Here is a 19,505-nt window from a genome sequence, read left to right on the forward strand (position 1 = left end):
GAAGGGCGGTGATCAAAGAGACGGACTGGGCTGGACGGGGAAGGCGGTGCGGCTGAGGTCGGGCAGCGCGGCGCACAGCTCGCCCAGGTCGCGGCCGGTCCTGGCGACGGTGCCGTCGGGCCGGACCAGGACGGCCGCCGTCCGGCCGCGCCGCAGCCAGCCGTGCAGGTCGGTGCCCGGCTCGGCGGTCACGCAGCAGCCGCCGCGCCGGTCGATGAGGTGCTCCTGCTCCGGGGTCGGCGGCGTGGTGGCGACGATCGTGTACCGGCCTGCGGCGATGTCGTCGAGCCGCAGGGAGTCGGTGAGCGCGGCGTTGGGGCACAGGGTGCCCGCCGGCCCCCTGCGCCATAAGGGGCGTGCCACCAGGGCGGTGCGGCTGAGCGCCGGGGTGCGGCCGTCCAGGACGAAGCGGCTGAAGCCGGGGACGCGGTTCAGGTGCGGTGCGATGACGCGGCGCAGCAGCGTCCCGATCTCACCGCCGCTGGTCATGGCGATGCCCATGGCCTTGGCCATCTGGATCATGATCCGGGCGTGCGGTCTGCGTTCGGCCTCGTAGGTGTCCAGGATGCTTTCGGATAGGGCGCCGTGCAGGACGGCGGCCAGCTTCCACGACAGGTTCACCGCGTCTCGCAGGCCGGCGCCCATGCCCTGGCCGATGAACGGCGGGGTGAGGTGGGCGGCGTCGCCGAGCAGGAAGACGCGGCGGTCCCGCCACCGGTCGGCGATCTGGGCGCGGAAGGTGTACTCGGCGATTCGCACCGGCTCCAGTTCGTCGGCTGCGACGGCGCCGATCCAGGGCGCCAGCAGCGGCAGGAGCTTGTCCGGGTCCTGGTAGTCGGCGGAGGTCTCGCCGGGCAGGAGCTGGAACTCCCACCGGTAGCGGGTTGCGCCGATGCGCATGTAAGTGGCGGCCCTGCGCCGGTCGCACACCTGGTGGACTCCGTCCCACTGGCGTAGGTCGGCGTCGGTGGCAGCGTCGATGACCAGCCACCGCTGCTCGAACCTCAGGTCCCGCATCCTGGCGCCGACCCCGGTGCGGACGAAGCTGTTGGCTCCGTCGCAGCCCAGCACGTACCGGGTGCGGCATGAGGTGTGATCACCGGCGGCCAGGTCGGTGTAGGTGACGGTGACGCCGTCGGCGTCCTGGGAGATGCCGGTGACCTCCCTGTCGCCGCGCAGGGTGATCTGAGGGTAGGCCGCCAGCCGGTCGCGCAGGATGCCTTCCAGCTCGGGCTGGTCGAACATATTGGCCTGGGGGAGGCCATGCCGTCCGGCCGCCGTGCCGCGCCGGAACTCCGCGAGCACGTTCAGGCCGCCGTCCAGGAGCCGCAGCCCCATGGCCGGGCGGGACACCCGGGCGAAGCCGTCGGCCACGCCGAGCCACCCCAGGATCCGGTAGACCTCGTCGTCGAGGTGGACGGCCCGCGGCTGCGGGTAGACGGTCGGCCAGCGTTCCAGGACCAGTACCGGAATTCCGTTCTGCGCGAGGAGGATCGCCGCGGTCAGCCCGGTCGGCCCGGCGCCGATGACCACCACCGGGACCTGGTCGTGCCCACTCGGTCCGTTGTGGCCGGTCATGGCGCGTGCCTGACCACGGTGCGCTGCACACCGAGGTCGATCGCACCATCGTCGGTGGCGATGCTCGCCTCGATGACGTCGCCGTCGCGCAGATAGCGGGGGTTCTTGGCCTGCCGTTCGAAGAAGATCCGCCATTTGACGGCCGCCGGCAGGAGCGATCCGATGACTTCGACCGGCTTGGGCGGGGCGCTGAGCGCGGTGCCGACGGGCGTCCCGGTCAGCAGCAGGTCTCCCGGATCCAGCCGCTGGAATCCCGCCAGCGTCCGCAGCGCCTGTACCGGCTGGTAGATCATGTCGGCGGCGGTCGTGTCCTGGCGGACCTCGTCGTTGACGGTGAGCTTCAGCCTCAGGTCCGCGAGCCGCTTGAGCTCGCCCGCGTCCAGCAGCACCAGCCGGGGCCCGACAGGGGTGAAGGACGGGTAGGACTTGGCCTCGTAGAACTGGGTCTTGGGCAGTTGGAGGTCGCGCGCGGACACGTCGTTGGTGACCACCAGCCCGGCCACCCAGTCGGCGAGGTCGTCGACCTGGCAGCCGACGTGCAGGGTCCGCCCGGCGACCAGGCCGATCTCCACCTCGTAGTCCAGCAGCCGCACATGGGCGGGCTTGACCACGTCGTCGAACGGCCCGCTGATCGAGCCGGAGGACTTGCGGAAGAACGTCAGCGGGACCGACGCCGGGTCCATGCCGGAGTCCTTGGCGTGCGAGGCGAAATTCGTCATCTGCGCCACGACCCGGCACGGGGCCGTCACCGGTGACAGCAGCGCCAGGCTCTCCACCGGGACGGCCGGCCCGCCGGACGCCGCGGCGTCGATCGCGTCGCGGTCGGCCAGCAGCTGCCCGGTCGTGGCCGCCGAGGTGGTGATGCGCACGGCGCCGTCACCGGTCTGGACCCACCAGGCCTCCGCGGTACGCAGCACGGTGACGGTCATGACGACGCCACCTTCAGCAGGCCCCGCAGCCGGTGCAGGCCGAACTCGTTGTCCTCGCCCAGGGTGCGGGTGATCGCCCGCAGTTCGGCCAGGGACGCGCGGCCCGGTTTGATCCCCAGGAAGTCCTTGGTCGCGGGCGGACCCCATTGGGCCAGCCCCGAGGCGGTCATCGCCGCCCAGCCGGGTTCGAGGGTGCAGTCGAACATGTCCCCGTCGGTGTAGTGCTCGACCAGGAACCCGTCGGGATCGCGCCAGTAGTCGAAGATCTGGCTGCCCTGGATGTGCCGGCCGATTCCCCACGAGCGGTCGTAGCCCTGCTCCAGCAGGTATTGGCCGCCCGCCGCCAGGACGTCCAGGTCGCTGACCTCGTAGGCGGAGTGCACGTACCGGTTGGACGGCCCTAGCGTCACGGCCAGCGTGTGGTGGTCGCTGGGCGTGCTGCCCCGGTCGCAGCGGATGAACGCCATGGTCGGGCCCCGATCGCGCTGCCCGGCGTAATAGAGGAAGTCGCTGACGATCAGCCCGAGGTGTTCCAGGTACCAGTCCAGGGTCCGGCGGAACCGGGTGGTCTGGAGCACCACGTGCCCGACCCGCCGCACGGTGGCGGGCACCCGCGGCGGACGCTGGGGGGTGTTGATCCGCGGCGCGTCGTCACCGAAGTTGTGGACCAGCGGCGCCGGGGACGGCAGTGCCACCAGGTCGCGGGTATCGGACACCACCCGGACCCGCAGCCCGCTCGGGTCGGTCAGGTTGACGGCGGACCCGCCCAGGCTCTCGGGCAGCTCGGCCACCGTGGCGTCGGCCGCGTCGGCCAGGCGCGCCAGGTCGGCCTGGTCGGCGGCGCGGAACGCCGGCCCCAGGAAGCGCGACTTCTCCCCTTTGCGGATCAGGACGCACGGGGCGCCCGGTTCGGATCCGCGCAGGTGCACCTCGGTTGCGGTTTTCAACGCCACATTGAACCCGAACGCGCGGGCGAACACCTCCGCCCGGTCCAGATCGGGCTTCTGGAACTCCAGCCACGCCAGCCCGGCGACCTTCACCACCGGCGAGGCGGCCCGTCCCGGATGCTCGCCCGGCAGCGCCTCGAACTCGCTGTGCAACCCAGTGTGCGGATCACTCACTGCGGCTCTCCCCTAATTCTGATGAAAACGTCACTAACGACGTTAGCATCACTTACCGGCCAAGTGACGATTCGATCAGGAGTGAACCGACGCGTAGACTGGCCGGGTCACCAGGGGGAGGGGATGCGATGCCAGAGCGGAACGGCGGTACGGGCAACCGCACCGACAGGCGCAAGGCCCGCACCCGGGCCGCGCTCATCCGCGCCGCCCGGACGCTCATCGCCCAGGAGAACCTGAACGTCCCGATCCTGGAGATCACCCAGGCGGCCGACGTCGGGCTCGGGTCCTTCTACAACCACTTCGACAGCCGCGAGCAGCTGTTCGACGCCGCGATCGAAGAGGCCCTCGACCGCCACGGAGCCCTCCTCGACGCGGTCACCGCCGACCTGGCGGACCCGGCCGAGGTCTTCGCCCAAGCCTTCCGGCTCACCGGCCGTCTGCATCGCCTGCACCCCGAGCTCAGCAAAGTCCTGCTGAACAGTGGCCTCGGCCTGATCTCCTCGGACAAGGGGCTGGCCCCCCGGGCCCACCGCGACATCATCGCCGGAATGCGGACCGGACGCTTCAACGCGATCCGCGACCCCGACCTCGCCCTCACCATCGTCGGCGGCGCCGTCCTGGCCCTCGGCCGCCTCCTGCACGACCATCCCGAACGCGACGCAGCGCAGGCCACCGACCACATCACCGAAGACCTGCTGCGCATGTTCGGCCTGACCGCCGCCGAGGCCACCGAGATCTGCGCCCGCCCCCTCCCGGACTTGTCCCCGCTCCTTCAAGGCGAACAGGCCGCCTGACTACGTGCCGGCTCCTCGAACCGGGCCGTGGCACGATCACGGCGCCCGGTGCCGTCGACGTGAGCACGCTCGCCCCCACTCCTCACCTGGTCAGTCACCTGACGTTGAGCAGGACCTTCCCGAAATTGCGTCCCGCGCCGACGTAGGTGTGCGCGTCGGCTACCCGGTCGATCCGGTGACGCTGATCGATGATGGGGCGAATCTCTCCGCGCTCGACCAAGGGGAGGAGGTCCCGGACCGTTCCGGCAACGATGTCTCGCTTCTGGTCCGCTGGCCGGGCGCGGAGGGTGGAGCCTCGCAAGCTGAGCCGGCGGCGCATCAGGCCGGACAGGTCGATTTGCGCCTGAGAACCTCCCTGAAGGCCGATGACCAGCGCGGTTCCGTCGTTCGCCAATGCGTCCATATTGCGTTGCAGGTAGTTGGCGCCCACGCAGTCCAAGAGCACGTCGACGCCGCGCCCGCCAGTGGCCTGCCGTACTTCGGCTACGAAGTCTTGGCGTCGGTAGTCGATCGCGAGCTCCGCGCCCAGTTCGATGCAGCGGGCGGCCTTCTCCGGGGAGCCGACGGTGACCAGCGGTACGGCGCCGAAGGCCCGGATGACCTGGATGGCGGTGGTGCCGATCCCGGAGCCGCCACCGTGGACGAGTACCGTCTGCCCCGCGCGCAGGCCGGCGTCGCGGATGAGGTTCGAGTAGACCGTGCACAAGGTCTCCGGCAGCGCCCCGGCGTCCGCCAGCGGGATGCTCTTGGGCGCGGGCATGATCTGCTCTGCCGGCACCGCGACGAGTTCGGCGTATGCTCCGCCGGTCACCAGCGCCATCACCGGGTCGCCGACGCCTACGGTCGAGACCCCTGCGCTGACCTCGGCTACGATCCCAGAGCATTCGAGGCCCAGAATGGGGGAAGCGCCGGGCGGTACCGGATATCGGCCTTCCCGCTGCGCCAGATCCGCTCGATTGACCGCGGTGGCGGTGACGCGGACCAGTACCTCGCCGGCGGCCGGCCGCGGGGTCGCGGTCTCACCCCAGCTCATGGTCTCGGGGCCGCCGGTCCCGTCACAGATCACTGCTCTCACTTCATCACCTTTCCCCCACCGCGTTGCCAGCGCGCCCGCGTAGCGGCCGATCGGCGTGCGCGCCGTCGATGACGAACACCTCGTTCATGGTCGTCTCCCGTCCCGTCCGGTTCAGGTGAAGGCGTTGATGCCCGTCAGGGCACGGCCAACGGTGAGCGTGTGGACTTCGACGGTGCCTTCGTAGGTCAGCACCGATTCGAGGTTGCCGGCATGGCGGAGCGGCGAGTACTCGGTGGTGATGCCGGAACCGCCGAGGATGGTGCGGCACGTTCGTGCGATCTTGAGGGCTTCTCGCACGTTGTTGAGCTTGCCGACGCTCACCAGCACGGGCGTCAGCGTCCCGGCGTCCTTGGCGCGGCCCAGGTGCAGAGCGAGCAACTGAGCCTTGATCAGCTCGACGGTCATGTCGGCGAGCTTCTTCTGGGTGAGCTGGTAGCCGGCGATCGGCCTGGTGAACTGCACCCGGCTCAGCGCGTACTCCTGGGCGGTCTCGATACAGTCGCGGGCGGCACCGACGACTCCGTTGACGATCCCGAACCGGGCCTCGTTGAGGGCGCGGAGCGGTCCGGAGAGCCCAAGCGCACCGGGCAGGACCGCATCCGCTGGTAGCCGGACGTCGTCGAAGGACAGTCCCGAGGTGACCGAGGCCCGCATGGAGAGCTTGTTCTTGATCGCGGTGGCGGTGAACCCGCGGGTGCCCTTGGGGACCAGGAAGCCGCGGATCCCCTCGCTGGTCTGCGCCCACACCACGGCGACATCGGCGATCTCTCCGTTGGTGATCCACATTTTCGATCCGTTGAGGATCCAGTCGGTGCCGTTTCGCTTGGCGTGAGTGCGCATGCCGGCGGGGTCGCTGCCGAAGTCGGGCTCGGTGAGCCCGAAGCAGCCGATCGCGCGCCCCGCGGCCATCGCCGGGAGCCACTGCTGCTTCTGCTCCTGTGAGCCGTGTCGGTGGATGCTGTACATGGCCAGGGAGCCCTGGACGGACACGAAGCTGCGGATGCCGCTGTCGGCGGCTTCGAGCTCCATGCAGGCCAGCCCGTAGCTCGTGGCGTTGAGGCCCGGGCAGTCGTAACCGTCCAGGTGCATGCCGAGGAGGCCGAGGTTGCCGAACTCGACGGCGAGGTCACGGGGCAGGACGCCTTCGTCGAACCAGCGTCCGATGTTGGGTTTGAGGTGCTCGTCGGCGAACCGGCGCGTGGTGTCGCGGATCGCGCGTTCCTCGTCACTCAACAGAGCGTCCAGGTCGGCGAGGCTCCCGGCCGGCACAGGGCTGTGGCCGTTGGATGCGTGCAAAGTGATATCTCTTTCTGAAAATGCCACGTGGTGCCGCTGGGCGCGGGACACGTGGATGAAATCGAAGTGCAAGGGCCGACCCACGCTGGTTCCGGCATGGGTCATGGGGCTCAGGTGAGCCTGCGGTGGCCCCAGGCGCTGATGTGGTCGTACTGGGCGACCTCCCAGTCGTCATCGACCTCGACGGCGCCCCACCCGAACTCGTAGTCGAATCCGCCGGGGGTGGTGGCGTAGAAGGAGAACATGCGGTCGTTGGGGTGGCGGCCCAGGCTGCGCGGAATCCGCAGCTTCGCATCCAGCGCCCGGTCGAACGCCAAGCCGACCGCGTCCATCTCATTGGCCTGGATCATGAAGTGCAGGAGGTTCTTGGCGTAAGTGGACCGTTCCGGTCGCCGCACCAAGGCGATGCTGTGGTGGCGGCGGTTACAGTGCAGGAACACCGCCCGTGATTCGCCGTTGGGCGTCTCCTCCGACGAGCCGTCGCTGAGTTCGAACCCCAGGACGTCCAGCCAGAACGTCTGCGCCTCGGTCAGGTCGTCGACCATCAGGACCGCGTGGCCGAGTCCCTGCAGGCCGGTCAGGAAGCCGTTGGGAACGGCCGGGGAGTGGAACGGCACCCGGGACTGGACGGGGGAGGCGGCGACCTCGACCTGGACGCCGCCCGGGGCTGTGAAGCAGATCAGCTCACCGACGTGGCGCCGCTTTCGCAGCGCGGCGCCGGCGTCGGTGACCGTGATCCCGGCGTCCTCGATGCGCTCGCGCAGGTCGGCGAGAACCGCCGGTGTTCTGGCGACCAGCCCGATGACGGCGACGTCGTCGCGCTCGCCGGGCTGGACCTGGAACCGGCTGTACCACTTGTCCATGCGGTAGCACCGTGTGCCGTCGTGCAGCACCGGGCCCGGCATGAAACCGATCGTGTTCCGCATGAACCGGTCCCAATGATCGAGGTCGGTGGCGTCGATCACGAGGTATCCGAGCTGGAGGTCTTCCTTCACCGCTGCTTCCCTTGCTAGGCGGGGTGGTGGCCAGGTTGCGGCGGATGGCGCCGCGCCGGTGGTCGTGGGTGCGACCGCGAGATGCTCGCGCTTGTCAGCCGTCGTTCTCCTCGACGTCCTGATAGCTCGTCAGGTAGCGGAAGTCCTCCCGTATCGGGGCGAAGACGTCGACGTTGAGCACGACCTCATCGCCGATGGGCTGTGCCGAGTGGGGGACGTCGGCGGGAATCCGCAGGACGCTGCCGGCTTGGAGCACGAACGTCTCGTCCCCGGCGGTCATCTCCAGCGTCCCGGTGAAGACGAAGCTGAGCTGGTCGAACGGGTGCGAGTGCGGCCCGCGGGTCCGGAAGCCCGGCTCGAACCAGTTGACGGTGACGATGCTGTCGTCGCCCCGCACACCCACCCGGGTCAGTCCTTCGCGGACGACGTCGCGCTCCATCTCGGTGAGCCGGTACATCCCCGGCCGTGGGTCGATCGTGCTCATCGGGAAGTGCCTCCGATCCGGCTGCCGTCGATGAAGACCCGCCGCATCACCCGCTCGGCGATGAGCCAGGTTCCGTCCGGCTCCTGCCGGTAGGTGTCCTGGTAGTCGTTCACGATGAAGGGCGTGGTGGGCCCGGGACCCTCGCCGTCGTGGCGGAACAGCAGCGTGGTCATCAAACCGTGGTGCACACCGTCGTCGTCGACGGTGATGCGCACGTTGGTGTGCACGTGGCGTGAGGTCCGGTCGGTGATCTCGGCGCGTTCGAGCGCCCACCGGTCGATCGCCGCGCGTCCCACGAGCGGCTCCCCAAGCCCGATCAGGGAGCCGTCCTCGGTGTAGAGGCTGCCGAGGTCGCGAGGGTCGCCGTGATCGAGCACCCAGGCGTGTCGCGTGATCAGTTCGTTCAGAGCGATCCACGTGGCGGGAGCAACGGGCGTGGCCGGTGGTTTCGGAGCGTGTTCCATGAGACCTCAGTGCCAGCGAGCGAGTAGGGCGTCGGCTACGGCGCGCGCCTGGGAGGCGTCGAACTCGGCCGCGATGACGCGGTCGGGACGCACGAGAAGGAACGTGGTGCGATCAGAGGTGGCGATGGTGCCCTCCAGGTCGCAGTACTCGGCCATCTCGCCGTCCCGGGGAACGCGGTCGGGAGGCAGGACCCGGATCAGAACCGGGTTCAACGCCGTGAACGGCGTCGCCGCCGCAGGGATTCGGTCGTGCCGGTGAGCGCCGACGACCAGCAGGGCCCATCCGCGGCCGATCACGTCGTCGAGTCGGCGACGGCGACCGCGGCCGTCCAGCACGGTCGGCTGGGGAAGGGATCCGCCGACCCGGGCGGAGCCGTTGGGATCGGCGACGAAGCCGCCTTCCAATTTCGCCTGCTTGACCCATTTCATCGAGCCGAGCCACCGCTTGACCGGCGGTGCCACGCCGGCGATGCGGAACAGGACGTCCCTGAGCCATGCGCGGCGCGGATTCGTCGTCATGATCAGCTGCCCCATGCGGTGGGAGAGCCGGACCATCTCGGTGGCGTGCGGGCGGCGCTCTTCGTCGTAGGTGTCGAGCAGCGATTCAGCCGCTTCCCCTCGGACGACGGCGGCGAGCTTCCAAGCCAGGTTCCGCGCGTCGCGCAGGCCGTTGTTGAGGCCTTGCCCGGCGAACGGCGGCATCAGGTGAGCGGCATCCCCGGCCAGGAGGACCCTCCGGTCGCGCCAGCGCTCGGCGACCAGTTGGTGCGCCACGTAGACGGCGCTGCGGCGCACGTCCCGCGGCTCCAGGCACTCGCGGTAGGGCGCGACCAACTGCTGGAGGAACTCGTGCTCGAGCACCTTTTCCTTGTCCTCGCCGGGCAGCAGCATGAACTCATAGCGGCAACGGCCGGCCATGCCCGGAACGATCACCGCTGGACGTGCGGGCACGCAGTGGAACAGCGCCATCCGCTGGTCATGGGAGTCATTGGCCAAGTCGAGAACGATCCAGGGCTCCTGCTGAGAGGAGCCTCGCATCTCGATGCCCAGTTCGGCGCGGATCCTGCTACGGCCGCCGTCGCACCCGACGACATAGGCGGCACGGACGACTCGGGTCCCGCTCGGGCCGCTGACGGTGAGTTCGACGTGGTCGGCGCTCTGGGCGAGACGCTCCACGCGGCTCTCGAACGCGACGGTCACCTTGCTCCGGGCCTCGGCACCCTTCAGCAGCGCCTGCTGGAGCCCGGGCTGGTCGAAGAAGTTCTTCTGCGGGTACCCCAGCGGTGCCAGGCCGGGAGCCGCGACGACCAGCGGCTGCCCATGGACACCGAAGTAGCTGGAGCCGGCGTTCCACACCAGGTCCGGCTCGATCTCCGAGACAAGATCCATGGCCTGGAGCGTGCGCAGGGACTCATCGACGAGGCTGATCGCACGCGGCTCGTCGGCACAGCTCCGCTCCGCCTCCAAGACCAGGACACCGACGTCTTGGTCGGCCAGCAGATTGGCCAACGCCAGGCCGACCGGTCCGGCCCCGACGATGACGACCTCCGGTGGCGAGGCGGGCTCGGTTCCGGGCTGGCCGCCGCTGCCCGATCGTTCGCCAATCGGTCGGCCGCGGGTGTCCCCGGACACGTTCTCCCAGCTCAACGCAACCCCTTCCGTCCGATGGCCGCAAGCGTGTGACGATGATTACAGCAGCCGAGAGTTAATGCAAGAGTCGATTCTTACTTGACTAGTCGTTTCTCTGTGGCGCAGTCTGTGACCGCCGACACGTTCGTGCGGCCTGCGCACCCACATCCGAAGGACCGTCAAGTGAAGCTGCTGACCTACCGTGTGGACGGAGCCGTCCGATTCGGCGCCCTGCACGAGGACGCGATCATCGACGTCTCCACGCGCCTGCCGGAGACTCCGAGCATCCGGGCGGTGCTGGAGGCCGGCGCCCTCGAGCGGGTCGCCGAGGTGGTCGCGGGCGTCGCCGGACCCGACCGGCGGCTGTCCGACGTCGACCTGCTCCCGGTCGTCCCGGACCCCGGGAAGATCATCTGCGCGGGGGTGAACTACCGCGCACATCGTGATGAGACCGGGCGCAGCGAGGCACAGCACCCGACACTGTTCACCCGGTTCGCCGACACGCAGATCGCCTCCGGGGCCCACGCACTGCGCCCCACCGAGAGCGACCGCTTCGACTACGAGGGCGAGCTGGCGGTGGTGATCGGCAAGCGCGGCTCACACATCCCGGAGGCCGAGGCGATGTCGTTCGTCGCCGGCTATTCCTGCTACAACGATTTCACCGTGCGCGACTGGCAGCGGCACAGCTCCCAGTGGATCCCCGGCAAGAACTTCCCCGGAACCGGGGCGTTCGGCCCCTGCCTGATCACCGCGGACGAGATCGATGACGTCGCCTCGCTCAAGCTCGAAACCCGGGTCAACGGTGAGATCCGGCAGTCCGCCTCCGTCGCGGACCTCATCTTCTCGATCCCGTCCCTGATCTCCTATGTCTCCCGCTTTACGCCGCTGTCACCAGGTGACGTGCTGGTGACCGGCACGCCGGGCGGCGTCGGCATGTTCCGCGAGCCCCCGACGTTCCTGGAGCCCGGTGACGTCGTGGAGGTCGAGATCCACGGTGTGGGGCTGCTCCGCAACGTTGTGGCAAGTGCCTGATCATGGACAGGTTCGTCACCATCCTGGTCGCCGGCGCCGCCGTCGGCAGCCTGTACGCCCTGATGGCATTCGGTTACGCACTGGTGTTCAAGGCGTCGCACGGCATCAATCTGGCGGCGGGAGCCCTGGTCGTGCTGGGCGGCTACTGCGCCTACGAGCTCGGCGCCAACGGCCTCGGGTGGTCCTTCGGCCTCGCATCGCTTGCGACCGTCGCGATCACCTGCGCCGGTGGCTGGCTCGCCTACCGTGCGATCGCGCGCCCCCTGCTCGGTGCGTCGCCCGATGCCATCGTGGTCGCCACCATCGGCTTCGACCTGGCGCTGCGCGCTCTGCTGAGCAGCCACGAGAAGTGGACCCTGAACAGCCTTGAAGTCGGCTCCCCCTGGACTGAATCGGTCAAGGTCGCCGGGAACTCGGTCGCGCGTTCGGATCTGTGGATCATCGGCATCGCCGCCGTGATCCTCGCCGTTCTCGGTGCCGCGGTCGCGCGGACCCGCTTCGGGCTGAACATGCGCGCGTGCGCCGAAGATCCGGAGGCGGCTCAGGCCCAGGGCGTCTCCCTGCGCCGCAATCTGGCCGCCGTGTGGATCATCGCCGCCGGACTGGCCGCTGTCGTCGGTGTTCTTGTGGGGACGCACCCGCGCACCCTGGACCAGTCCAATTTCACCTGGGCCCTGCGCGCCCTGCCCGCCGTCGTGCTCGGCGGGATGGACTCATTGACAGGAGCGGTACTGGGAGGGCTGCTCGTCGGTTACGCCGAGGCCATCTCCAGCGCCTGGCAGCCCGAGGTGCTCGGGCAGGGCTACCAACTGGTCGTCCCCTACGTCCTGATGTTCTTGGTACTGCTCGTCCGCCCGCAGGGGCTGCTCGGCCGACGGGAGGTGTCGAGGGTATGAGCACCGATTCGCCCGGCACCGGACATCTCGCCGCTTCGCCATCCAGCGGGCGCACACCGGCCACAACACCGGCCACAACACCGGCCACAGCACCGCGCGCCGGCCTATGGGCGAAGGCGCCGTCCAGCCTGCCGGGCCGCCTGCCGGAAAAGCCCGGGGTGCTGGCCGTCATCCTCGTTGCGATCGCGGTCCACGGGCCCGGCGACCTGATGTCGGTCGCGACGACGGCCGTCGTTTTCGGGATCGCGGCGATCGGACTGACGGTGCTCGCCGGTCCCGCCCGCATCGTGAACCTCGGTGCGTCGTGCTTCATCGGCACGGGGGCGTTCATGACCGCTTACCTCAACAACGTCGCCGAAACGAACCTTCTGATCTCGTTGTCGGCCGCCTGCGCGGTCTGCTTCGTCCTCGGCTGGGCGGTGGCGCCGATCGCCGCCCGGCTCGGCGGGGTCTACATCGCGATCATCACCGTCGGGCTGGCCTTCCTCGGCCAGCACGTGTTCCGCATCGCCACTCCGTGGACCGGAGGCACCTCGGGCGTCCTGCTCACCGACGTGCCCTTCTTCGGCATCAACCTGGCCGGACCGGCGCGAATCGGCGGGCTGGTCGTGGACCGGGCCCTGACCTACTTCGTGCTGTGCTCGATCGTCCTCATGATCACGGTGGTCGCGGCCACGCGACTACTGCGATCCCGTACCGGCAGGGCCCTGCACGTCGTCGGTTCCTCCAGCCTGACCGCTCGCAGTTTCGGTATCGACCCCGCCCGGTACCGGGGCACTGCGCTGGTCTTCTCCGCCGTCCTGTGCGGCTTGGCGGGCGGGCTTTGGGCCGGTCAGCAGTCGTTCGTCTCGTGGGAGCAGTTCGACCTGATGATGTGCGTCGACATGATCGCGGTCGTCGTCCTGGGCGGCCTCGGCTCGGTCTACGGCGCACTCGTCGGCGCAGCGATCCTCTTCACGCTGCCTGAACTGGTGGAAAAGCTCGCGCCTTACCTCCCGCTGGTGACCGACGGCGCCACCGGCGCCGGTCTGTCACCCGAGCAGTTCACCTCAGTCCTGTACGGCGCCGCCCTGATCGTCGTCATGGTCATCGAGCCGCGGGGGCTGGCGGCGCTCGTGACTCGCATCTCCGACCGCTCCCACCACGCGACAACCCGAAAGGAAACGGTCCGATGACACCGAACTCACGCTGGATGAGGCTGCTGGTTGCCTCCACGGGTCTGGTCACCCTCGCGGCCTGCGGCGGGGTCAACTCCGCCGGCAGCTCCTCCTCGAGCACGGACTCCGCGGCTTGCGGCCAGACCACGGGAATCACCGACAAGTCGATCGACCTCGGCATCCTCACCGACCTGTCCGGGCCGGTGGCCGCGGGCGGCGTGCCCTTCTCCCAGGGCGTCCAGGCGTTCTTCGACTACGCCAACCAGAAACTCGGCGGCGTGGACGGCAGGCAGGTGAAACTGGCGGTCAAGGACCACGCCTACGATCCGCAGAAGGCGGTTCAGGCCTACCGCGAGCTGTCCTCCAAGGTCGCCGGCATCCCGCTGAGCTTCGGTTCGGCGGCCACCAACGCGGTCGCCGCGCAGATCGCGACCGACTGCATGCCCCTGGTGGCCAACAACGCCAGCGAACTCGACCGCAAGGACGGAGTCTTCTACTCCGGCTCCACCTACGAGGACAACACGATCAACGGGATCGACTGGTACATCAACGACGCCGGCCACAAGAACCCGAAGGTCGCGCTCTTCTACCAGGCGGACTCCTATGGCCAGGGCGCCAAGTCCGCGCTGGAGTTCGCCGCGGGCAGGCTCGGCTTCAAGATCGTGACCGCGCAGTCCTACGCCGCTACCGACAAGTCCTTCTCCGGGCAGCTGTCCAGCATCAAGGCCGCCAAGCCCGACGTGGTCATCATGGCGAGCACCGTCGGCGCCACGTTCGGCTTCTTCGGCGAAGCCCAGTCGGCCGGCGCCGACTGGGATTGGCTCGGTCTCCAGCCGACGTTCGCGCCGGCCGTGTTCGGTCTGCCGATCTCGGACGCCTTCCAGAAGAAGGTCACCATCGCCTACGGTGGGCCGGTCACCGCGATCGGAGGCGAGCAGATCGACCTCGCTCGCGAGCAGCTCAAGAAGGACTTCCCCGACTCCGTCGACAACCCGCCGGCGCTGATCGGGTGGACGGCCGCCTACATCTTCTACAACGCGTTGACCAAGGCCGCCAAGGGGGGCCGCCTTAACCGCGGCGGTATCCGTGACGCGCTGGCCTCGCTGGAGGTCCCGTCCAAGGGCCTCGGACCGGACCTGTTGAAGTTCGACCCCGCTTCCAAGACCGCCGGCGTCCCCCACCACGCGGACACGATCGTGACCGTTGACAGGTCGACCAGGGGATTCCTCAAGGTGGTCAAGCCGTGGTTCACCTCCGGGCTCATCGACGACTACTACTCCAGCACCAAGCACTAGCGACCGAGCACGACCAGCACGCCGTCCCGGCCCGGTGCGTCCGCGGCAGGGACGTGCCGAGCAGATCCGTGACACAGATCCACCAGGACAGGAACCGAGCCGTGACAGCCGTGACCACGAACGTCTTGTCGGTGCAAGGCCTCACCGTGCGCTATGGCGCATCGATCCGAGCATTGGAGAATGTCTCGATCAAGGTCGAGGACGGTCAGGCCGTGGCCCTGCTGGGCGCCAACGGCGCCGGCAAGACCACACTGCTGCGTGGTGTGTCCGGCCTACTTCCCCACCACCGCGGCTCCGTCACGAGCGGAACCGTGGAGGTCTTCGGCGAGCCGCTGCCGCAGGGCAACCCCACCGCCGCGGTGGCCGTCGGCCTCACGCAGGTCATGGAAGGACGACGGCTGTTCCAGCGCATGACCGTCGAGGAGAACATCCTGCTCGGGGCGGCCAGCCTGCCGAGGCGGCGTGCGCGAGCCCGAGCAGAGGAGATGTTCGATCAGTTCCGTCTGCTGGCGGAGCGCCGCAACGAGGCCGCCGGCCTGCTGTCCGGCGGACAACAGCAGATCGTGGCGATCGCGCGGGCGCTCGTCAGCTCCCCGAAACTCCTCATCCTCGACGAACCCAGCCTCGGGCTGTCCCCGGTAGCGATCCTCGAAGTGCGCGAGGTCCTCGCCAAACTGGCGGCCGATGGACTGGCGATCATGATCGTCGAGCAGAACATCGAACTCGCACTCCAGCTCGCCGACTACGCCTACATCCTGCAGCGGGGACGCGTCATCTCCGAAGGCACACCCGCGGACCTGGGCGGCTCGGCGAGCATCCGCGATCTCTACCTCGGCAGCTCGCACGACGACATCACCACGTCCCGCGACCTGGCCGCCACCGGCACGTCGCCCGACCGGAAGGCCCTGCCATGGCTGCAATGACCGACACCCCCACTCAGCCGATCCTGCGCATCCGCGGCATCAGCCTGGCCTTCGGTGGCAACCAGGTGCTCAAGGACGTCACGTTCGACGCACCGACCGGCGAGATCCTGGCCTTGATCGGGCCGAACGGCGCGGGCAAGTCCTCCCTGCTCAACGTGCTCACCGGGGTCTACACCCCCGACGAGGGCAAGGTCGAGGTCCACACCGTCTCGGGGGAGTACCGGTCCCTGCTGGAGGTTCCGCAGCATCGGCTCGTCGAGTTCGGCGTCGCACGGACGTTCCAGAATCTCCAACTCGTCCCAGAGCTCACCGCACTCGACAACGTTCTCCTCGGATGCCATCAGCAGATGAAGTCCGGCGTGCTGTCCACGCTCGTCGCCACGCCCCGGTCGCGGCGGGAGGAACGGCATCATCGCCGAGTCTGCATGGAGACGCTCGACTACCTGGGGCTGGGGCCGATGGCCGGTCGTGAGGTGGGGAAACTCCCCTACGGAGTCAATAAGCGCGTGGAGCTCGCCCGGGCGCTCGTCGCCCGGCCGCGTCTGCTCCTGCTGGACGAACCAGCGGCCGGTCTCAACGATGAGGAGACCGAGGAAATGGCTACGGTCATGCGGCTGATCCGTGCCGAGGGCTCGTGCACCCAGGTGCTCGTCGAGCACGACATGAACATGGTCATGTCCACCGCTGACCGGCTGGTGGTCCTCAACTTCGGCCGGCTGCTCACCAACGGCTCACCGGACGAGGTCCGCAACCATCCCGAGGTCATGTCGGCTTATCTGGGAACCGCACTTGACCACTGACACTCGACGACGAACTGCGGGGCGGTCGCGGACGACACATCCGCGACCGCCCCGCAGACGATCGCACACCGTTGCGATCAGGTCCTGGACGCCTCCGCGACCTCGTGGCCGACCTCGAACGCCGCCGCGGTGCACGCCCTCACCTCATCGAGGGACCAGCCGTCGAGGAGCTCGACCAGGCGGAGCGTCTCGCCGACATCGAACACGGCGCGCTCGGTGATGACCCGGTCGACGACGCCCACACCGGTCAGCGGCAGAGTGCATGCGTCGACGATCTTGGAGTGGCCGTTGCGGTCGGTGTGCTCCATCGTGACCACGACGCGGCGGGCTCCGCTGACCAGGTCCATCGCGCCGCCCATGCCCTTGACCAGGCTGCCAGGCACCCACCAGTTCGCGAGGTCGCCCCGGGCGGAGACCTGCATGGCGCCGAGCACGGCGATGTCGATATGGCCGCCGCGGATGAGACTGAACGACAGGGCCGAGTCGAAGAAGCTCGCGCCGGGGACGACCGTGACGGTCTCCTTGCCGGCGTTGATCAGGTCCGGGTCGACCTCGCCACGGGTGGGGTATCTGCCAGTCCCCAGGATGCCGTTCTCGGAGTGGAGCATGACGTTGACGTCGGCCGGCAAGAGCCCGGGAATGAGGGTGGGGATGCCGATGCCGAGATTGACGCACTGTCCATCGCTCAGTTCGCGCACGGCGCGTCGGGCGATGACATCGCGGGGCCGGTCCGCGCGGTAGGGATGCTGCTCAGTGACGCTCATCGAGGACCTCCGTCGTCATCAGCTTGTCGATCCGATCGTTGGCCGGGACCCCGCCGAGCACCCGGGTGACGAACGCGCCGGGAAGGTGCACATCGTCCGGTGCCAGACGTCCCAACGCCACAACGGACTCCGCCTCCGCCACGGTCGTCGTCGCGGCCGTCGCCATCACCGGATTGAAGTTGCGTGCGGTGCCGCGAAAGCGAAGGTTCCCGGCCGCGTCGGCGGAGAAGCAGTGCACAAGAGCCAGATCGCAGTGCAGGGCGTGTTCGAGGACGTATCTTCGCCCGGAGAATTCGCGTTGCTCCCTGGCCTGGGTACGGGAGATCGGCTCGCCGTCACGAAAGCGCAGCGGCAGCCCTCCATCAGCGATCAGTGTCCCCGCACCGGTCGCGGTGTAGAACGCGGGAATTCCCGCACCCGCCGCGCGCAACCGCTCCACCAGTGTCCCCTGCGGGGTGAACTCGATCTCGAGCTCGCCGGCGAGCCACCGGTCGGCCAGGTCCTTGTTCTCTCCCGTGTAGGACATGGTCAGCCGCGCGATGCGGCCCTCCCGGAGCAGTTCGCCCAGCCCCCATCCGTCGCCCACGTTGTTCGTCACGACATGAAGCTCCCGGGCACCTGTGGCCAGAAGCGCATTGATGAGCGTGAGCGGTACGCCGGCGGGCCCGAACCCGCCGACGGCGACGACCGCGCCATCCCTGACCTCGCCGAGAGCCTCCAGCGGCTCGGAAACGATCTTCGACATCCAGGCCTCCGCCAGAATCGACTCTGATAATGATAGACGACTATAGTTGGCAAGGCCAGGAAGAATCGACTCTCGACGTGATTAGTGGACATCGGTGCGAGATTCGATAAGGTCGTGGCATGGCCCGCACGCATACTGCCGAGACCCTGGCGAGTCACGTCTACGACGAGCTCCGCCGCGCCATACTCAACGGCGTGTACGCGCCGGGCGAACGGCTGAAGCCCAGCGAATTGCGATTGACCTACGGGGTCAGCGTGAGCGTCATCCGCGAAGCGCTTTCACGTTTGGCGGAGCAGCGTCTCGTCCGGAGCCGACACAACCAGGGCTTCCACGTCGCCGAGCTCACCGAAGCCGGGTTGCGTGAGCTGACGAACCTTCGCGTGCTCAACGAGGGATACGCGCTGCGCGAGTCCATCGCCCGCGGGGACTTCGCCTGGGAATCACGTGTGCTGGCCGCCCACCATCTGCTGGTCAAGACACCGGCCAGGGCGCCCGACGACCCCGACCACACGACCGAGGAATGGGCGGTGGCCCATCGTGACTTCCACCGCGCCCTGATCTCCGCTTGCGAGATGCCGATGCTGCTGGAGATCTGCGATTCGCTGTTCGATGCGAGCGAGCTGTACCGGCGGCTGTCCGCTCCGCTGACCGAAGGCAGCAAGCGCGACGTGGCCTGCGAGCATCGCGAACTGTGCGAGGCCGCACTCGCGCGGGACGCCGACCTTGCCGTTCAGCGTTTGAGCGAGCACTTCAACCGGACGACCGAACTGCTCATCGGCAGGCTCGTCGTCTCCTGAAACCTGTACCGTCCGTAATTCTGTTGACGCTCTGAGCTGGGGATTTGACGCGGTGGTCGCGGCAGTAAACGCGACCACCGCGGGTGTTGTCCTCTCCGCTGTACCGGTTGGTTTCGGGGGCTTGTTCGTACTACTGGTGATGCTGGTCCGGCCTGATCTGCTCAGGACGTCGAGTTGCTGGGGCTCCGTCACGAGAACCGGGTGCTACACCGTCAGGTCGTAGGTCGCCCGTTCTGGGAGCTTGGCGACCGGCTCTGATTCGCGGCGTCGTCCCCAAGTGGTTCCGCGCCTGAGGCGATGCCGGGGCCGGTCCCGCGCCCGTGATCGGACTCGACCTTCCCGACGGCCGCCAAGACGTGCCACCCGATCCCGTACTCCCTGCCGGCCTTGAGATAGAGGCTCAAAGAGGCGGGTGGGATGTCGCTGACGGACCCGCCGGGAGCGGGCTGGCATGCCCCGGCCCCAGTCCCGCTCCCGAGCCCGGGAAGGACGGCGCCGAGCACGGCGGCCAGGCCGAGCAGCGCGGCCGCTGCCCCGATCACTAGCGGCATCGGTCGGTATCGGACTCGCACCGCCGCGCGGTGCCCCAGAAGGTGACCAGGTCGACGAGGCGATGCCTGCGGCCGGTGGCTCCGGCGAGTTGCCACACCTGGCCTGCTGGGCCGTCGGGTGAGGTGGCGGGCGTGTGGACGGCGGTGGCGACTGGGATCTCGGGTGTGCCGAGGAGGCGG

At 68.7% G+C, this 19,505-nt stretch carries 19 protein-coding genes; 8 read left to right on the top strand and 11 right to left on the bottom strand.

Annotation, left to right across the window (positions count from 1 at the left end):
• Positions 1–12 precede the first annotated feature (12 nt).
• From ACGFK0_RS27890 to ACGFK0_RS27900, 3 genes are read right to left on the bottom strand one after another with little or no spacing between them, the layout of a single operon-like run.
• Entirely contained in the window at positions 13–1,578 is a 1,566-nt protein-coding gene (locus tag ACGFK0_RS27890; RefSeq protein WP_392909952.1) for a bifunctional 3-(3-hydroxy-phenyl)propionate/3-hydroxycinnamic acid hydroxylase, read from the bottom strand.
• A complete protein-coding gene (locus ACGFK0_RS27895; protein ID WP_392909954.1) occupies positions 1,575–2,507 on the bottom strand; it encodes a fumarylacetoacetate hydrolase family protein in 933 nt (310 codons plus the stop codon). Before ACGFK0_RS27895 ends, ACGFK0_RS27890 begins: the two co-directional genes overlap by 4 nt.
• A complete protein-coding gene (locus tag ACGFK0_RS27900) occupies positions 2,504–3,628 on the bottom strand; it encodes a VOC family protein (protein ID WP_392909956.1) in 1,125 nt (374 codons plus the stop codon). Before ACGFK0_RS27900 ends, ACGFK0_RS27895 begins: the two co-directional genes overlap by 4 nt.
• A gap of 128 nt (positions 3,629–3,756) precedes the next feature.
• Between ACGFK0_RS27900 and ACGFK0_RS27905 the strand changes: the two genes are divergently transcribed.
• Positions 3,757–4,422 (top strand): TetR/AcrR family transcriptional regulator, encoded by a 666-nt coding sequence (locus ACGFK0_RS27905; RefSeq protein ID WP_392909958.1) that lies wholly within the window; start codon positions 3,757–3,759, stop codon positions 4,420–4,422.
• Between the two features lie 94 nt (positions 4,423–4,516).
• Here ACGFK0_RS27905 and ACGFK0_RS27910 read toward each other — a convergent pair whose 3' ends face one another.
• The 6 genes from ACGFK0_RS27910 to ACGFK0_RS27935 form a co-directional block, all read right to left on the bottom strand.
• On the bottom strand, positions 4,517–5,497 hold the full coding sequence (locus ACGFK0_RS27910) for an NAD(P)H-quinone oxidoreductase (RefSeq protein WP_392909960.1): 981 nt from the start codon (positions 5,495–5,497) through the stop codon (positions 4,517–4,519).
• Between the two features lie 111 nt (positions 5,498–5,608).
• Positions 5,609–6,733: an acyl-CoA dehydrogenase family protein gene (locus ACGFK0_RS27915; protein WP_392910226.1), complete on the bottom strand. Its 1,125-nt coding sequence runs from the start codon at positions 6,731–6,733 to the stop codon at positions 5,609–5,611.
• Positions 6,734–6,903: 170 nt separating this feature from the next.
• A complete protein-coding gene (locus ACGFK0_RS27920) occupies positions 6,904–7,788 on the bottom strand; it encodes a VOC family protein (RefSeq protein WP_392909962.1) in 885 nt (294 codons plus the stop codon).
• A 94-nt stretch (positions 7,789–7,882) separates the two neighbouring features.
• Positions 7,883–8,272, bottom strand: coding sequence for a cupin domain-containing protein (locus ACGFK0_RS27925; protein ID WP_392909965.1), 390 nt, complete (start codon positions 8,270–8,272; stop codon positions 7,883–7,885).
• A complete protein-coding gene (locus ACGFK0_RS27930; RefSeq protein ID WP_392909967.1) occupies positions 8,269–8,736 on the bottom strand; it encodes a nuclear transport factor 2 family protein in 468 nt (155 codons plus the stop codon). Before ACGFK0_RS27930 ends, ACGFK0_RS27925 begins: the two co-directional genes overlap by 4 nt.
• 6 nt (positions 8,737–8,742) lie before the next feature.
• Positions 8,743–10,368, bottom strand: a complete 1,626-nt coding sequence (locus tag ACGFK0_RS27935; protein ID WP_392910228.1) for a bifunctional 3-(3-hydroxy-phenyl)propionate/3-hydroxycinnamic acid hydroxylase — start codon at positions 10,366–10,368, stop codon at positions 8,743–8,745.
• Positions 10,369–10,548: 180 nt separating this feature from the next.
• Between ACGFK0_RS27935 and ACGFK0_RS27940 the strand changes: the two genes are divergently transcribed.
• The 6 genes from ACGFK0_RS27940 to ACGFK0_RS27965 all read left to right on the top strand — a co-directional run bounded on the left by ACGFK0_RS27940 (position 10,549) and on the right by ACGFK0_RS27965 (position 16,468).
• Positions 10,549–11,397: a fumarylacetoacetate hydrolase family protein gene (locus ACGFK0_RS27940; RefSeq protein ID WP_392909969.1), complete on the top strand. Its 849-nt coding sequence runs from the start codon at positions 10,549–10,551 to the stop codon at positions 11,395–11,397.
• A gap of 2 nt (positions 11,398–11,399) precedes the next feature.
• A complete protein-coding gene (locus ACGFK0_RS27945) occupies positions 11,400–12,293 on the top strand; it encodes a branched-chain amino acid ABC transporter permease (protein ID WP_392909971.1) in 894 nt (297 codons plus the stop codon).
• On the top strand, positions 12,290–13,468 hold the full coding sequence (locus ACGFK0_RS27950; protein ID WP_392909973.1) for a branched-chain amino acid ABC transporter permease: 1,179 nt from the start codon (positions 12,290–12,292) through the stop codon (positions 13,466–13,468). Before ACGFK0_RS27945 ends, ACGFK0_RS27950 begins: the two co-directional genes overlap by 4 nt.
• A complete protein-coding gene (locus tag ACGFK0_RS27955; RefSeq protein WP_392909975.1) occupies positions 13,465–14,745 on the top strand; it encodes an ABC transporter substrate-binding protein in 1,281 nt (426 codons plus the stop codon). The genes ACGFK0_RS27950 and ACGFK0_RS27955 overlap by 4 nt, the downstream gene beginning before the upstream one ends.
• A gap of 101 nt (positions 14,746–14,846) precedes the next feature.
• Entirely contained in the window at positions 14,847–15,668 is an 822-nt protein-coding gene (locus ACGFK0_RS27960; protein ID WP_392909977.1) for an ABC transporter ATP-binding protein, read from the top strand.
• Positions 15,656–16,468: an ABC transporter ATP-binding protein gene (locus ACGFK0_RS27965; protein ID WP_392909979.1), complete on the top strand. Its 813-nt coding sequence runs from the start codon at positions 15,656–15,658 to the stop codon at positions 16,466–16,468. Before ACGFK0_RS27960 ends, ACGFK0_RS27965 begins: the two co-directional genes overlap by 13 nt.
• A 77-nt stretch (positions 16,469–16,545) precedes the next feature.
• Here the strand turns inward: ACGFK0_RS27965 and ACGFK0_RS27970 are convergent, their stop codons facing one another.
• The gene (locus ACGFK0_RS27970) at positions 16,546–17,232 is read right to left on the bottom strand and encodes a 3-oxoacid CoA-transferase subunit B (RefSeq protein ID WP_392909981.1); all 687 of its coding nucleotides are present in this window, start codon (positions 17,230–17,232) and stop codon (positions 16,546–16,548) included.
• Positions 17,219–17,977 (bottom strand): CoA transferase subunit A, encoded by a 759-nt coding sequence (locus ACGFK0_RS27975; RefSeq protein ID WP_392909983.1) that lies wholly within the window; start codon positions 17,975–17,977, stop codon positions 17,219–17,221. Before ACGFK0_RS27975 ends, ACGFK0_RS27970 begins: the two co-directional genes overlap by 14 nt.
• A gap of 119 nt (positions 17,978–18,096) precedes the next feature.
• Between ACGFK0_RS27975 and ACGFK0_RS27980 the strand changes: the two genes are divergently transcribed.
• The gene (locus ACGFK0_RS27980) at positions 18,097–18,774 is read left to right on the top strand and encodes a GntR family transcriptional regulator (protein WP_392909985.1); all 678 of its coding nucleotides are present in this window, start codon (positions 18,097–18,099) and stop codon (positions 18,772–18,774) included.
• Positions 18,775–19,505: the final 731 nt, after the last annotated feature.

It is taken from the genome of Spirillospora sp. NPDC048823 (genome assembly GCF_043198445.1).
GTDB lineage: Bacteria > Actinomycetota > Actinomycetes > Streptosporangiales > Streptosporangiaceae > Spirillospora.